This is a genomic window from Nonomuraea polychroma (assembly GCF_004011505.1).
GTDB lineage: Bacteria > Actinomycetota > Actinomycetes > Streptosporangiales > Streptosporangiaceae > Nonomuraea > Nonomuraea polychroma.
In genome coordinates this window covers 10,126,218-10,139,678 of sequence record NZ_SAUN01000001.1, presented here as the reverse complement: position 1 = coordinate 10,139,678, position 13,461 = coordinate 10,126,218, and the positions used below count along the sequence as shown (strand labels likewise).

Sequence of the window (13,461 nt, the reverse complement as noted above, 5' to 3'; positions counted from 1 at the left end):
ACGACTCGTCGCCCGCCGGCGCGGCTCATGGACAGCTCTGGCGTCAGAAGAAATACCCCGATCGGTTTACCAGGAGAAACCATGAGCATCACGCACAAGGACGCGCCCACCAAGACGGTCGATGTCGGTGGAACGAGTTTCGCGTACCGGCAACTCGGAACGGGCAACGGCGTGCCAGTGATATTCCTCAACCACTTGACCGGGGTTCTGGACAACTGGGATCCCAGGATCGTCGACGGCATCGCCGCCAGACATCGAGTGGTCACCTTCGACAACCGAGGCGTCGGCGCGTCACAAGGCAGGACACCGAACTCAGTGGCCGCGATGGCGCGTGACGCCATCGCCTTCATCCGGGCGATGGGCTTCGAGCAAGTCGATCTTCTCGGTTTCTCCCTCGGCGGCATGGTCGCTCAGGTGATCGTGGAAGAAGATCCGAAGCTCGTTCGCAGGCTCATCCTCGCCGGCACAGGCCCCGCCGGAGGCCGAGGCATCGACAAGGTCACCTCTCTCACCATCCGCGACACGATAAAAGGCGCGCTGACCTTCAAAGATCCGAAGCAGTATCTCTTCTTCACTCGAACAGCAAGCGGCCAGGCGGCGGCCCGGCAGTTCTTGGAGCGGCTGAAGGAGCGTACGGACAACCGGGACAAAGCGATTTCGCTAACGGCTTTCCGTTCCCAGCTCAAGGCCATCCACGCCTGGGGGTTGCAAGATCCCTATGACTTGTCGGACATTCAGCATCCTGTCCTGGTGGTCAATGGCGACAACGACAGGATGGTGCCCAGCAGCAACTCTGTCGACATGGCTCGAAGGCTGCCGGACGCCCAACTCGCACTGTATCGTGACGCCGGACACGGCGGCATATTCCAGTATCACGAAGAGTTCGTCAAGAAGGCTCTGGAATTCCTCGCGCCATAATTTCTTGTCGGATCGGATCGGATCGCCGAACAGGTGAGCGCTGCGTACGCCAAGCCGACCGGCCCGGACTGGGGTGCGCCCGGGGTGTCCGACGCCGAGTTCCTGACCATGGCCGTTGCGCAAGTTCTGTTCGGATCCGCGCTGAGGCCCACTGGCGCATACAAGGGCTCCCTGTTGCCACGTCTCGGCACTTGCCTCGGACACTTCCTTTCATTCTCATTCAGCAAGAAATCGGGAACAGAAATATCATGAAAGCATTCATCCTCGACCGTTACGGAAACAATGATGGCGTGCGTGCGGGCGTAATGCCGGACCCAGAGGTGCGGGAGAACGATGTCCTGGTCCAGGTCCACGCCGCAGGTGTGAACCTTCTCGATTCCAAAATCAGGGACGGAGAGTTCAAACTCATTCTGCCCTATCACCTGCCGGTCGTTCTGGGCCATGATGTGGCCGGCGTCGTGGTCCGGGTCGGGTCTCGGGTGCGGCGATTCAAACCCGGCGACGAGGTCTACGCACGGCCGAACCAAGATCGAATCGGTGCTTTCGCGGAACTCATCTCGATAAAAGAAGACGACCTGGCGCTGAAGCCGACACTCCTCACCATGGAAGAAGCGGCCTCCATCCCACTGGTCGGCTTGACCGCTTGGCAAGCGTTGATCGAAACAGCGAAGCTGAAGAAGGGACAGAAAGTTCTCATCCAAGCTGGTTCCGGCGGCGTCGGAACATTTGCGATCCAGTTGGCCAAGCATGTCGGCGCGACCGTGGCTACGACAACCAGCACGGCGAACATCGATCTGGTGAAGCGCCTCGGCGCAGATGTCGTGATCGACTACAGGAAAGACGACTTCGAAAAAGTTCTACATGGCTACGATGTGGTCCTGCATAGCCTGGACGACGAGACGCTCAAGAAATCCCTACGAGTGCTGAAACCCGGTGGAAGGCTCATCTCGATCTCCGGCCCACCTGATCCCGATTTCGCGAAAAAGGTCGGATCGCCATGGATTTTGCGGCCGGTGATGCGCGTTTTGAGTTATCGGGCCAGGCGGGCGGCAAAACGTCATCACGTCAGCTATTCGTTTCTGTTCATGAGGGCAAGCGGAGATCAGCTGCGCGAGATCAGCTCTCTCATCGATTCGGGGATCATACGCCCGGTCGTGGATCGGGTCTTTCCGTTCGAATCAACCAACGAAGCCATGGCTTACCTCGAAACGGGACGCGCTAAAGGCAAGGTCGTCGTCAAGGTGAGATGAACATCCGGCCGCGGGCTCTGGAGGTTGCACCGCATCGCCCTCGCCCCGACCCGTGACAAGCAGATCCGCATACTCAACCGGATGGCCGGCTGACAATCCGGCCCTCGACCCGCAAACACACCGACAAGCAGGAGAAGCACATCATGAGCACGTATATGGCAGACGCAGCCGAGAACCGTTATGTAGAAGGTCCCTCCGCCCGGTTCACCTACCGGCGGATGGGACAACGGCGCGGTGTCCCGCTGGTCCTGCTGCACCGCTTCCGCGGCACCATCGACTGGTGGGACCCGGCGTTCCTGGACTACCTGGCCGCCGAGCACGACGTGATCGTGTTCGACAATGTCGGGATCGGCTACACCACCGGCGAGCCGCGCGACTCCTTGGAGGGATTCGCCGAGGGCGCCATCGAGTTCATCGAGGCACTCGGTCTTGCGCAGGCCGACCTGCTCGGCTGGTCGCTGGGTGGCATCGTGGCCCAGCACGTGGCCCTGCGACGCCCCGAGTTGGTGCGCAAGCTCATCGTGGCGGGCAGCAGCCCGGCCGCCTGGGTGCCCGGGGCGCCGCCCATGAGCGAGAAGGTCCTGGGCATCATGTCCAAGCCCGACGGCGGCGACCTGGACGACGCGACGTACCTGTTCTATCCCGAAACCGACGCGGGCCGCGCCGCCGCACGCGAGCATTTCGCCCACGTCTCGACCCGGCTTGCCGCCGGCGGCCCCGACATCTCCGAGGCAGCCGCCAAGGGCCTGCTCACCGCGGTGGCCAAGCTCCTGGAGCGCCCCTTCGACCAGGCGCGAGCAGAACTGGAAGCCATCAAGCACCCCGTCCTTTACGCCAACGGCCTGCACGACGTGATGCTCCCCGCACACGCTTCCTACGTCGCGGTCCAGCACCTCGACTCGGCCACCCTCATCCTCTACAGCGACGCCGGCCACGCCTTCCTGTTCCAGCACGCCGAAACGTTCGCCACCGAGGTGACCAACTTCCTCGCCGCCTGACCTCGCCGACGCCACCGCCACCATCACCGACCTAGCCGGCAGGCCCTCCGGCCGAACGCCGGCACCAACCGATGGGGATCTTGCCCCTCGATGACCAACGGCCCCGCGCACCGGTCACCACCCTGCCCGCCCACGGAACCGGTCCGGCCACCTGACCACGCGGCCTGACACGGAACCCCGGCCGACCCATCAGACGCGATCAACGCGCCTTTCTCATTTCACCAGGAGCCTTCCATGGATCTGTCCACCAGCACCGTTCTTGTCACCGGAGCCAACCGGGGGTTCGGCCGCGCGCTCGCCGCCGAGCTACTCGGCCGCGGCGCCTCCGTCTACGCCGGTGCCCGCAACCCCGACCACGTCGACCTGCCGGGCGCCAAGCCGATCGCGCTCGACGTCACCGACCCCGCCTCCGTGGCGGCCGCCGCCCAAGCCACAGGCGACGTGACGGTCCTGATCAACAACGCCGGCTCAGCCACCGGCAGCGACCTGCTCGCAGGCGACCTGGACGACATCCGCCTGGAGATGGACACCCACTATTTCGGTACTCTCTCGGTAATCCGCGGCTTCGCACCCCAGATCGCGGGCAACGGCGGCGGCGCGATCCTGAACGTCCTGTCCGGCCTGTCCTGGGTCAGCTTCCCGGAGATCGGCGCCTACTGCGCCGCCAAGTCCGCGCAGTGGTCGCTCACCAACGCCCTGCGCGTGCAGCTCGCCGACCAGGGCATCCGAGTGGCCGGACTGCACGTCGGCTACATGGACACCGACATGGCACGGACGGTCACCGCGGCCAAGTCCGACCCCGCCGACATCGCCCGGATCGCCGTCGACGGCATCGCCACCGGCGCCTACGAAATCCTCGCGGACGATGTCAGCCGCCAGGCACAGGCCGCGCTGGCCCTAGGCGTCACGGCGCTCTACCCGCAGCTGGCCTGAGGATCAGGCCACGTCGAGCTCCTCGATGTGCTGCGGCTCGAGCTCGGTGAGGCCGATCGGTACCCCTGACTTCTCCCGCTCCGTGTTGACCTTGGCGAAGAATGGTGTGCACGGAGCACGAGCAGTTTTCGTCGGAGGCGGACACGGCCGGCCGTCGGTTCCATGCCATCGTGTCGCTCCGGCTCGCACTTGGTGGTCTTGTCGCGGAACGCGAGCCGCCCTCGTCAGGGGGCCACCGGAATACGGGCACAAACGGGCCGCGGATCCGATCGCCGCAGGCGAGCAGTCACAGCGGTGGCGGGCGGCCCGTACGCGCTCTCGCCTGTCATTGGTTCGTGGTCACGCGTCCCAGGTGACCGGGAGGCTCTTCACCCCGTAGATGTCGGCGGTCTCCGGGCGCAGGGCGACCTCTTCGGCGGGTACGGCCAGGCGCAGCGTGGGGAAGCGATTGAGCAGCGCGGGGAGCGCGACGCGCATCTCGACGCGGGCGAGCTGCTGGCCCAGGCACTGGTGGATGCCGTGGCTGAAGGCCAGGTGTCCGCCGTCCTGCCTGCGCACGTCGAGCACGTGGGGGTTGGGGAAGCGGTCGGGGTCGCGGTTGGCGGTGTGGAGAGACAGGATGACCGTCGTGCCGCCCGTGATGGTGTGGCCGCCCAGCTCGATGTCCTCCAGCGCGACCCGGAAGAACTGCTTGGCGACGCTCAGATACCGCAGCAGCTCTTCCACGGCCTGGTCAGTGAGCGCGGGCTCGGCGCGCAGCGCGGCAAGCTGGTCCGGGTTTTGCAGCAGCGCGAAGGTGCCCAGCGCCAGCATGTTCGCGGTGGTGTCGAACCCGGCCGACAGCAGGATCAGGGCCATCCCCTGCAGCTCCTCGTCGGTCAGGTCGCTGTCGAGCAGGTCGCTGAGCACGTCGTCGGTGGGGTTCGCGCGCTTGGCGGCCACCAGCTCGGCGAGGTACTGCTGGGTCGCGGTGTAGGCCGTCATCAGCTCCTCGTCGCTGACCTCTCCGCCGAGGAACTTGTCGATGTTCTCCTGGAAGAAGCCCCGGTCCTCGTACGGCACCCCCAGCAGCTCGCAGATCACGATGGCGGGGATCGGCTTGGCGAACGCGGTCACCAGGTCGGTCGGCGGGCCGGCTTTCTCCATGGCGTCCAGGTGCTCGGCGGTGATCTGTTCGACGCGTTCGGTGAGCTGCCGCATCCGCCGTACGGTGAACTTGCCCACCAGCGGTTTGCGGTAGCGGCTGTGCTGAGGCTCGTCCATGAGCAGGAACTCGCCAGGCGGTGCCGGGGGGACCTCGATGTCGCCGTAGTCGATCAGCGGGTGGTGGCGCATGAGCTCCCTGCGCGAGCTGAACCGAGGGTCGGCCAGGACCGACCGGACCAGGTCGTAGCCGGTGACCAGCCAGCCCTGGTGTCCGTCGGGGAAGGGAAAGCGGCTGATCGGGCTGTGCTCGCGGGCGTCGATCAGCTCTGCCGGCGGGTCGAAGGGACAGCCGGGCTGACGCGCCGTCGGCATCGTCGTGACGGTGTGGAGGGATTCAGTCATGATCTTTCCTTGTCTCGCGATAGGACGTGTTGTGTGGAGCTCGAAGGGTGCGTTGCAAGGAATGGCAGCGAGCCACATGCTCTGGCGGGTATGCCGATCCCTGTCGGCGGCGGTGCGGGTCGCTCCGGTCCACGGCATCGGGGCGACATCAGTACCTGGTGGGGGGCCACGGTGGAGGCCGGTCGTCACTCGCACCGGCAAGGGTCAGCGGCTGCCGCACGTGTTCCGGGTGGTCCGCTCACGACCCGGTGCTCATCTCGCGCAAATCTCCTGGAAGCCTCCGCTCGGCGGCGGAGAGAAGCCGGGGAAGGGCTGTTCTGGTTCACGGCAACCGCGCCGCGATCTGCCTGTCCGCCACGCTCATCGGGATCAAGACAAGCCCGGCCGATACGGCCTAGGAGATCTTGCGGCGGTAGGTGTTCATGGCGAAGACGTACGCGACGATGAGGATGCCGACACACCAGGCGAGGGCGATCCAGATGTCGGTGCCGACCGGCTGCTGGCTGAACAGGTTGCGAATGGCGTTGACGATAGAGGTCACCGGCTGGTGCTCGGCGAAGACGCGCAGCGGGCCGGGCATGGTGTCGGTGGGCACGAACGCCGAGCTGAGGAAGGGCAGGAAGATGAGCGGGTAGGAGAACGCGCTCGCGCCGTCCACGGACTTCGCGGTGAGACCGGGGATGACGGCGATCCAGGTCAGCGCCAGAGTGAACAGGATCAGGATGCCGGCGACCGCGAGCCATGCCAGCACTCCCGCCCCCGAGCGGAAGCCCATGAGCAGGGCGACGAGCACGACGACCACGAGCGAGATCAGATTGGCGACCAGCGAGGTCAGCACGTGCGCCCACAGCACCGACGAGCGCGCGATCGGCATGGACTGGAAGCGCTCGAAGATGCCGCCCTTCATGTCCATGAACAGCCGGAATGCGGTGTAGGCGATGCCCGAGGCGACCGTGATCAACAGAATGCCGGGCAGCAGGTAGTTCACATACGAAACCGACTCGGTGTTGATCGCGCCGCCGAACACGTAGACGAACATCAGCATCATGGCGATCGGCATGATCGCGGTCGTGACGATGGTGTCCACGCTGCGGGTGATGTGGCTCAGGGAGCGTCCCAGTAGGACGGCGGTGTCGCCGAAGAAATGCTTGCTCATCGTTGTTCCTTACTTGCGTACCGAGATGCGTGTTTGCCGGCGTCGCCGTCCTTGCCTCCGTCGGCACCGACGAGCGAGAGGAAGACGTCCTCCAGGGTCGGTTGCTTCTCGACGTATTCGACCTTCGCGGGCGGGAGTAGCTGCTTGAGCTCGGCGAGGGTGCCGTTGACGATGATCCGGCCCTCGTGGAGGATCGCGATCCGGTCGGCGAGTTGTTCGGCCTCGTCCAGGTACTGCGTCGTGAGCAGCACCGTTGTGCCCTGGGCGGCGAGCTCCCTGACGGCCTGCCAGACCTCGATGCGCGCCTGGGGGTCGAGCCCGGTCGTCGGCTCGTCGAGGAAGACGACCGGCGGGTTGCCGATGAGGCTCATCGCGATGTCGAGGCGGCGGCGCATGCCACCCGAATACGTCGACACCTTCCGCGCGCCCGCGTCGGTCAGCGAGAAACGCTCGAGCAGGTCATCGGCGATCTTGCCGGGGTTCTTGAGATGCCGTAACCGGGCGACCAGCACGAGGTTCTCCCGCCCGCTGAGGATCTCATCGACGGCGGCGAACTGTCCGGTGAGGCTGATGGACTCCCGCACGTCCGCCGCCTGCGCGGCGACGTCGAAGCCGTTCACGCGGGCCGTCCCCGCGTCGGCCTTGAGCAGCGTGGACAGGATCTTCACGGCCGTGGTCTTGCCCGCCCCGTTCGAGCCGAGCAGGGCGAAGATGCTGCCCCGCGCCACGGTGAAGTCCACGCCGCGCAGTACCCGCACCTCCTTGTACGACTTCTCCAGGCCCTGCACCTGGATCGCCGGGGCTTGCTGTGTCGTCATCAGTCTGTCCTGTCCTTTCTTGCGGTGTCTTCGCCGGCGGCGCGCCCGATGGCGCTGGTGAAGCGGTTCCGCTCCCGGGCTCTGTACTGCCCGATCGGGTAGTTGGCCATGAACGCCTCCACGAACTCCACGGGGTCTTCCCCGAAGATGTCGCGGATCGGGGTGCCGTCGGCCGCGCTCTGTTCGAAGAGATCGGCGAGGTCTTCGAACATCGCCATCGCGCCGGCGCCGTCCGCCGGCCCGAAGTGCATCAGGTACCGCTCCAGCGCTTCGACCGCCGTGCGGTAGTTCTCGGGAAGCTGCTTGATGCGCGCCTTGTACTGCCGGTAGCGCCGCTTGTCCTCGAGCGAGCCGGTGATGATCTCCAGGTAATGCAGGAAGCGGCTCTTCGGCTGGCCTGACTCTGTGGCCATGTCTAGTTACCTCCTTCGCGGAGCTGTTCGAGCCGTTCTGCGAGGAAGCTCCAGGTCCTCCAGAACTCTTCGAGGTACTCCCGTCCTTGAGCGTTGAGGGAGTACACCTTGCGCGGCGGCCCCTTCTCGGACGGGACTTTCTCCACGTCGACGAGGCCGCGCTGCTCGATCCTGACCAGCAGCGCGTAGATGGTGCCCTCGGCGATGTCGGAGAAGCCCTGATCCCGCAGCCACGCCGTGATCTCGTAGCCGTAGGCGGGCCGGCCGGACAGGATCGCCAGGACGATGCCCTCCAGCGTTCCCTTGAGCATCTCGGTCATCTGCTTGCCCATGGAACACCCCCTTTCAGCTACTCGGTATCGCTAACTACTGGTACAAAGTAACACTGACTACAGGTACTTAGCAACACCGAATAGCTGAGGTGCAGTCGGGATCGCAAGCGTGCGGGTGCGGGCGGCCTGATCGCTGCTCGTGAGCGAGCCCGCCGCCGCCCCCTCAGGGGAAGACGGGCGGCGTCAACGCACCGGAGAGTTCGATCCTCGGCTTCGCCGTCGCGGACGCGGCGGGAGCGCCGGCGGCGACGAGTGCGGCCGCGAGCGCCGCAATCGCTGAACTGTTCATGGCATCCACCATCGCCGGCCGCGCTGATACCGGGCTGTTGCCGTGCTGACACGACACCGCGGCAGACCTGATCGCCGCCGGGACCTCCGCCGGCCTGGCGCGCCTCCCTATGCGGCAGCGCGCAGCACGTGCAGCGTCTTGTCTACTTCTCCAGACCCCTGCACGCGGGTCGCGGGCCCGTCGTCACGGCTCGTCGCCCGTGACGCGATCGATGGCGTTGGTCAGCCGTTCCGCTGGCGGCTGATCCACTGACCCTCGGGGTGGTTCGGCGAACTCCACAGGGTTCTCCCCGACGACTTCGCGGATCGGGGTTCCGCTCGCCCGCGCTCTGCTACGGCAGGTGCGGCCTCGGGAGGGTGTTCCAGCGCCCTCTCGGGGTCCGTCCAACCGGACGGCGCCTACTCGCAGAAGACACGCAAGTGGCCATCGGGCTGCTCGAGCTCCACGATGGCCTCGTCGAGGTGCTCCACGAGCGCCTCAAGCTGTTGAGGCTTCAGTTGCGTCAGGTCGAGCGGCACGCCCGACTTGCTCAGCTCGGCGTACAGACTGTCGGTTGCAGTTGAAACTGTCGGTGTCCGCGTGCTGTTGTCGGTGTTCAGGTTGGGTTGTCGGATTCCACCTCCGGCTCCGATCTTGGTGGTGCAGAAGGCTCAGCCATGACGGCTTGCGTTCGCCGGCCGGGCGGGATGGACACGGCACCCCGGGACCGGCAGTTCGAGGTCCGGTACGTCGCTGAGGGCGACAAGCTGCGTCGCATCTCGCTGGATGAGGCGAGTGCGGTGCGGTACGAGACGGCATCGCCGGCGCGGGGCCACCGCTCGTTCTGCTAGTCGTCCGCCTCTGTGATCTCGACGCACCCGAGCAACTGTGGGACACCCTGCACGTCGCCTGGATCACCCGCCGCGTCTACCGTTTGGCGCATCCGGAGGCAGCCCGGACATGAGTAGATTCAGCTGGCGGGCATGTTCACCGTGGCTCTCAAGATGGGTAGCCATCGGCCGGGAGCGACCTCTCGTTCCCCGACGCGCTCAGCCCCCATCCGCAGGTAAAACGCTTCGGCGTGCGGGTCGGACTCGAGGGTCAGGGTATGAAAGCCAGCGCTGCACGCCGATTCGACGGCGTGTTCCCAGAGCTTACGCCCCAGACCGGTGCCGATAACCTCAGGTTCGAGGAAGAGGTCCGCGAGTTCGCCGTGCGGGGGTTCGCCAGAGATGTGGTAGTAACCCGCCAGCACGCCGTCCCGCTCCGCGACGACGACACGACCGTCACGAATGGTGGCGGAGCTTATCGTCAGCATCTCCGCCCACCGGTCAAGCATCGCCTGCGGGTAACCCCAGTACGCCTTTGAACGCCGAGTAAGCGCGGTGAGCGCGTCCGCTTCACCCGGCTCGGCAGCTCGCAATATGATCTCGTTCACCGCCGCAGTATCGCCCTCATCGTCCATCCGAGGCGAACGATCAAGTGGTCCTGCACGGTGCCGTAACGCTGCGAGCCGTTCGTGATGACCGTGCACTACCAGTCACAGAGCCCAGGATCAGGCTCATCGGTGCTGCCCGGACGTTCGAGTTTCTCTCGCCGACACGAAGATCTGAACAACTCCGCTAGGAACTGTCCAGACCAAGGTGTCGTGCCGCAGGTCAGGACCTATCCCGGCCGTCGACTTCATCCGGAAGGGACACAGACAGGCCGCTCATCCTGGGGAAATGCAGTGGGGACGTCGCCACGAGTCCCGTACGACTCGCCAGTTGGTGCAGGTGAAGGGCTGGACAGCTGAGGCAGGGCGTGAGAGAAGATGGATCATGTTCGCCAGAAGGCCTGACGATCCTTGGGACGCGCCGGATCCCGCGCTCGCCTACGCGCTGCGTCAGCAGAACTGGTGCGCCACACATCGGGACCGGGCACGGCGGCTGCACTTGGGGCACGGATCCTCATCCTGCTGACGACGGCCGCCACCACGCTGGCAGCCGCTCTCCAGGCGCCGGCGTGGGTGACGGCGGGCCTGGGCGCTATTGCGCTTACCTTCGTCGGTCTGCGGAGAATCTTCGACTGGCACGAGAACCGGCTGTCCTTTTCGAGCGCGCGGGCGAAGCTCGGGAGGACGATCCATGCCTACCGGCTGTTACCGGAAGAGCGCCGGAGCGAAGCGGCGAAATCAGCACTGGTGGTACAGGTCGATGACATCGTCATGGCCGAAACGACGGCATGGACGGAGCATCGGAGAACTATGAGAGATGGTGAACAAACTCCCTAGGGGCTGCAACCTACTCTGAGCAACGAAGCTGCTGATCAGCTGGGCCGCTGACATGCTTCATTCCTTAAAGAGGTGAGCATAGGTGCGGCATCAACTGCCAGCGGCTTACAGCTCGTGACCTTCCCCGGCTCCACTGCGCTCTTGACCTGCGCCGAAGCCCACCCCGGTCTCGGCCGACAAGATCATTGCACGCATATGCACGGCTCGGAATCGATCAGTTCCAGCGCGTAGAATCAGAGTCATGACGGCTGCTGCCCCTGAAGAGTACGAGGATCTGCATCGGCTGGTCGACCAGCTCACCGGAGACCAGCTCCGGCAGATCCGCGCGCACACGCTGCGGCTGGTTCACTCCTCCGAGCACGCCGAGAGCGAGTCATGGCCTCCGGCGTTCTTCGGCTCCGTCCGTGCCGGCCGTTCGGATGTAGCCGCCCGTACCGAGGAGATTCTTGCTGAGGGCTTCGGACGCGAGGAGTGATCGTCGTCGATACCGGCCCGCTTGTGGCCGCCACGCTCTCTGACGATGCGCCCATCATGAACGCTGTGTCCGCGAGTTCCAGCGCCTCCACGACGCCCGCAGTGAGCTCCTCGTCCCCAGCTTCGTCGCAGCGGAAGTGTGCTGCATGATTTCTCGATTCGGCGGCGCTGCGCCGGAGGCTGCGTTTCTCCGCGCTCTCGAGTCGGACATCTTCACCCTCGTCGAGTTGACAAAGCGTGACCTCTCCAGAGTGGCCGCGCTGGTCGAGCGGTATGCGGACTTCCCACTTGGCGCAGTCGATGCCTCGGTCGTCGCCATAGCCGAGCGCTTGAAGGTCAACGAGGTGTTCACGCTCGACGTGCGCCATTTCGCGGCGGTCCGGCCGGCTCACGTGGGCGCCTTCACTCTGCTTCCTGCATAGGAGCCCATCTGCCGGTGCAACACCACCACCAAGTCCTCGGTCCGGGCAGCCCCGACGTCATGACTAGCCGGGCGCCCACCAGCAGTAGAGCAATTGATCCCTCTCCTTGGCCCTGCGCGCCAGCGCGACGAACTCCTTTACCAATTCGAGCACGTCGTCACCCTCGTGAGAGCTCGAGAGAGGTTCAACCGTCCACCCCTGGGACTCTGCCCATCGCTGGGCCACTTCGGGTAGACGGGCGTCATCCACCTCGGCGAGCATGTCGCGGGCGCTCACCGATAGTTCGTCGATTTCTGGTCCCTCTCGATAGGGGGAGTCCTCCGGCAGGGCCAGCCATTCGTCTTCGGTCTTCGGCTCCCCTTCTGGCGGCGGGTACAAGGTAACGGTCTCGACCAGGTCGCCGGAGTAGGGGACGCCCTTGATGACGGCCACGAGGTCGCCGAGGGCCCCGCTGGGATCGATCCACTTGGTTTCCACGACGTCGAACACCGGAGCGTCGGGCAGGGGCTTGCCTGGTGCCCGTAGCTGGGATGGTCGCCAGGTTGCGGTGGCGCGATCGGGGGGCGCGGTAGTAGTCGTGCGTGGCGCTCATGCGTGCGCTCCTGCGGGCGAGGGCAGATCGTGAATCGGGCCGGTGACAGGTTACGGGTACGGGGTTGCGCGTAGAAGCGGCGAGGTATCGGCGCGAGTCGATGCTGTCAGCCGGTACGCCTCCGCGGCCGCTACCGCCCCATGGACGCCCGGCTCCAAAGGTCTCCAGCCGCCTGCGTCGCCCGGCTACAGCCAGTTCTCGCCATGGACGATGTAGTACTGGATCGCGGTGAGCGTGCGGTGGCGAAGGTAGTCGCCGTTCTCGTGGCTCAGCCGGGTGGCCGCCGCTCGGTCCAGTGCGTTGGAACCGGCCTTCCCCAGATCGGGCCGGGCATCCACGCCGGCGTCCGGGCAGGACGAGGCCGGCCAGGATCCTGGCCGGGCGCCCGTAGGGATCTTCACACTTCGTGGCACGCCGGGTTGCCACCCTCCGCCTCGGTCAGCCTCAATCCTCGGCCATCGCCGTCGCCGCCTCCCGTGCTGCTGCGGGGTTCATCAGTCCTTCACCGGTCGGCTCGTAGGTCAGAGCCAGGACTCCTGAAGAGAAGGCCTGCGACGCAGTCAGGCGGAGGACCGTGGAGTCCACCGACTCGTCGAACAGCCGCGCGCCCTTGCCGGCCACGACCGGGTACGTGACCAGGCGCAGCTCGTCGATGAGCTGCTCACGCAGCAGCCACCGGACCAGAGCGGCGCTGCCGAAGATCAGGATGTCGCCCTCGATCTCCTTCTTGAGCTGCGCGATCCGCTGGGCCGGGTTGTCGCGGATGACGGTGGTGTTGTTCCAATCGCCCTTGTCCAGGGTCGTCGTGATGACGTACTTGGGCAGGGAGTTCATCCTGTCGGCGTAGCCGGCCTCATCGGTCATGCTCGGCCAGGCTGCGGCGAAGCCGTCGTAGGTTACCCGGCCGAGCAGCAGCGCGTCCGCGGCGCGAATCTGGTCGAGCCCCGCCTTCATGGCATCCGGGCTGACGAACTGGAAGGTCCACTCGTGCGGGTTCTCGATGACGCCGTCGACGGTGGTGAAGATGGAGAGAACGACTCGTCCCATGATGATGCTCCATTTTCCGG

Annotated in this window: 17 protein-coding genes and 1 pseudogene; 8 read left to right on the top strand and 10 right to left on the bottom strand. The window is 65.5% G+C overall.

Annotated elements, in window-relative coordinates:
- The first annotated feature begins 81 nt into the window (after positions 1-81).
- The 4 genes from EDD27_RS47065 (at position 82) to EDD27_RS47050 (ending at position 4,099) form a co-directional block, all read left to right on the top strand.
- A complete protein-coding gene (locus EDD27_RS47065; RefSeq protein WP_127939115.1) occupies positions 82-918 on the top strand; it encodes an alpha/beta fold hydrolase in 837 nt (278 codons plus the stop codon).
- Between the two features lie 248 nt (positions 919-1,166).
- Entirely contained in the window at positions 1,167-2,168 is a 1,002-nt protein-coding gene (locus EDD27_RS47060) for an NADP-dependent oxidoreductase (RefSeq protein ID WP_127939113.1), read from the top strand.
- A gap of 143 nt (positions 2,169-2,311) precedes the next feature.
- Complete coding sequence (locus tag EDD27_RS47055) at positions 2,312-3,166, top strand: alpha/beta fold hydrolase (RefSeq protein ID WP_127939111.1); 855 nt, start codon at positions 2,312-2,314, stop codon at positions 3,164-3,166.
- 234 nt (positions 3,167-3,400) lie between these two features.
- A complete protein-coding gene (locus EDD27_RS47050; protein ID WP_127939109.1) occupies positions 3,401-4,099 on the top strand; it encodes an SDR family oxidoreductase in 699 nt (232 codons plus the stop codon).
- Between the two features lie 339 nt (positions 4,100-4,438).
- On the opposite strand, the gene EDD27_RS47045 is transcribed toward EDD27_RS47050, so the two are convergent.
- From EDD27_RS47045 to EDD27_RS58170, 6 genes are all read right to left on the bottom strand, one after another.
- Positions 4,439-5,647: a cytochrome P450 gene (locus EDD27_RS47045; protein WP_127939107.1), complete on the bottom strand. Its 1,209-nt coding sequence runs from the start codon at positions 5,645-5,647 to the stop codon at positions 4,439-4,441.
- A 394-nt stretch (positions 5,648-6,041) separates the two neighbouring features.
- Complete coding sequence (locus EDD27_RS47040; protein ID WP_127939104.1) at positions 6,042-6,803, bottom strand: ABC transporter permease; 762 nt, start codon at positions 6,801-6,803, stop codon at positions 6,042-6,044.
- Positions 6,800-7,621 carry an ABC transporter ATP-binding protein gene (locus EDD27_RS47035; protein WP_127939103.1) on the bottom strand — a complete coding sequence of 274 codons (822 nt, stop codon included), beginning with the start codon at positions 7,619-7,621 and terminating at the stop codon, positions 6,800-6,802. The genes EDD27_RS47040 and EDD27_RS47035 overlap by 4 nt, the downstream gene beginning before the upstream one ends.
- Complete coding sequence (locus tag EDD27_RS47030) at positions 7,621-8,034, bottom strand: DUF1048 domain-containing protein (RefSeq protein ID WP_127939101.1); 414 nt, start codon at positions 8,032-8,034, stop codon at positions 7,621-7,623. The genes EDD27_RS47035 and EDD27_RS47030 overlap by 1 nt, the downstream gene beginning before the upstream one ends.
- A gap of 2 nt (positions 8,035-8,036) precedes the next feature.
- Entirely contained in the window at positions 8,037-8,366 is a 330-nt protein-coding gene (locus EDD27_RS47025) for a PadR family transcriptional regulator (RefSeq protein ID WP_127939089.1), read from the bottom strand.
- A gap of 163 nt (positions 8,367-8,529) precedes the next feature.
- A complete protein-coding gene (locus EDD27_RS58170) occupies positions 8,530-8,655 on the bottom strand; it encodes a hypothetical protein (RefSeq protein ID WP_277750811.1) in 126 nt (41 codons plus the stop codon).
- A 656-nt stretch (positions 8,656-9,311) separates the two neighbouring features.
- On the opposite strand from EDD27_RS58170, the gene EDD27_RS55080 reads away from it, so the two are divergent.
- A complete protein-coding gene (locus EDD27_RS55080) occupies positions 9,312-9,485 on the top strand; it encodes a hypothetical protein (RefSeq protein ID WP_164904109.1) in 174 nt (57 codons plus the stop codon).
- Positions 9,486-9,604: 119 nt separating this feature from the next.
- On the opposite strand, the gene EDD27_RS47020 is transcribed toward EDD27_RS55080, so the two are convergent.
- A complete protein-coding gene (locus tag EDD27_RS47020) occupies positions 9,605-10,099 on the bottom strand; it encodes a GNAT family N-acetyltransferase (RefSeq protein WP_127939087.1) in 495 nt (164 codons plus the stop codon).
- 432 nt (positions 10,100-10,531) lie between these two features.
- Between EDD27_RS47020 and EDD27_RS47015 the strand changes: the two genes are divergently transcribed.
- From EDD27_RS47015 to EDD27_RS47005, 3 genes and pseudogenes are all read left to right on the top strand, one after another.
- On the top strand, positions 10,532-10,906 hold the full coding sequence (locus EDD27_RS47015; protein WP_164904108.1) for an SLATT domain-containing protein: 375 nt from the start codon (positions 10,532-10,534) through the stop codon (positions 10,904-10,906).
- A gap of 241 nt (positions 10,907-11,147) precedes the next feature.
- Complete coding sequence (locus EDD27_RS47010; RefSeq protein ID WP_127939084.1) at positions 11,148-11,381, top strand: hypothetical protein; 234 nt, start codon at positions 11,148-11,150, stop codon at positions 11,379-11,381.
- 115 nt (positions 11,382-11,496) lie between these two features.
- Positions 11,497-11,802 (top strand): annotated as a pseudogene (locus EDD27_RS47005) (type II toxin-antitoxin system VapC family toxin); the annotation flags it as partial.
- Positions 11,803-11,865: 63 nt separating this feature from the next.
- On the opposite strand, the gene EDD27_RS55075 reads toward EDD27_RS47005, so the two are convergent.
- The 3 genes from EDD27_RS55075 to EDD27_RS46990 all read right to left on the bottom strand — a co-directional run bounded on the left by EDD27_RS55075 (position 11,866) and on the right by EDD27_RS46990 (position 13,441).
- Positions 11,866-12,291, bottom strand: coding sequence for a hypothetical protein (locus EDD27_RS55075; RefSeq protein WP_164904107.1), 426 nt, complete (start codon positions 12,289-12,291; stop codon positions 11,866-11,868).
- 288 nt (positions 12,292-12,579) lie between these two features.
- Entirely contained in the window at positions 12,580-12,807 is a 228-nt protein-coding gene (locus EDD27_RS46995; RefSeq protein ID WP_127939082.1) for a hypothetical protein, read from the bottom strand.
- Positions 12,808-12,838: 31 nt separating this feature from the next.
- On the bottom strand, positions 12,839-13,441 hold the full coding sequence (locus EDD27_RS46990) for a dihydrofolate reductase family protein (protein ID WP_127939080.1): 603 nt from the start codon (positions 13,439-13,441) through the stop codon (positions 12,839-12,841).
- Between the last annotated feature and the right edge of the window lie 20 nt (positions 13,442-13,461).

What these genes read in the sequence shown, in the direction of transcription:
- EDD27_RS46990 (WP_127939080.1), bottom strand. Translation starts at nt 13,441, where the DNA reads ATGGGACGAGTCGTTCTCTCCATCTTCACCACCGTCGACGGCGTCATC.
- EDD27_RS47030 (WP_127939101.1), bottom strand. Translation starts at nt 8,034, where the DNA reads ATGGCCACAGAGTCAGGCCAGCCGAAGAGCCGCTTCCTGCATTACCTG.
- EDD27_RS47050 (WP_127939109.1), top strand. Translation starts at nt 3,401, where the DNA reads ATGGATCTGTCCACCAGCACCGTTCTTGTCACCGGAGCCAACCGGGGG.
- EDD27_RS47060 (WP_127939113.1), top strand. Translation starts at nt 1,167, where the DNA reads ATGAAAGCATTCATCCTCGACCGTTACGGAAACAATGATGGCGTGCGT.
- EDD27_RS58170 (WP_277750811.1), bottom strand. Translation starts at nt 8,655, where the DNA reads ATGAACAGTTCAGCGATTGCGGCGCTCGCGGCCGCACTCGTCGCCGCC.
- EDD27_RS47055 (WP_127939111.1), top strand. Translation starts at nt 2,312, where the DNA reads ATGAGCACGTATATGGCAGACGCAGCCGAGAACCGTTATGTAGAAGGT.
- EDD27_RS47020 (WP_127939087.1), bottom strand. Translation starts at nt 10,099, where the DNA reads ATGGACGATGAGGGCGATACTGCGGCGGTGAACGAGATCATATTGCGA.
- EDD27_RS47025 (WP_127939089.1), bottom strand. Translation starts at nt 8,366, where the DNA reads ATGGGCAAGCAGATGACCGAGATGCTCAAGGGAACGCTGGAGGGCATC.
- EDD27_RS47045 (WP_127939107.1), bottom strand. Translation starts at nt 5,647, where the DNA reads ATGACTGAATCCCTCCACACCGTCACGACGATGCCGACGGCGCGTCAG.
- EDD27_RS55080 (WP_164904109.1), top strand. Translation starts at nt 9,312, where the DNA reads ATGACGGCTTGCGTTCGCCGGCCGGGCGGGATGGACACGGCACCCCGG.
- EDD27_RS47040 (WP_127939104.1), bottom strand. Translation starts at nt 6,803, where the DNA reads ATGAGCAAGCATTTCTTCGGCGACACCGCCGTCCTACTGGGACGCTCC.
- EDD27_RS47010 (WP_127939084.1), top strand. Translation starts at nt 11,148, where the DNA reads ATGACGGCTGCTGCCCCTGAAGAGTACGAGGATCTGCATCGGCTGGTC.
- EDD27_RS47035 (WP_127939103.1), bottom strand. Translation starts at nt 7,621, where the DNA reads ATGACGACACAGCAAGCCCCGGCGATCCAGGTGCAGGGCCTGGAGAAG.
- EDD27_RS47065 (WP_127939115.1), top strand. Translation starts at nt 82, where the DNA reads ATGAGCATCACGCACAAGGACGCGCCCACCAAGACGGTCGATGTCGGT.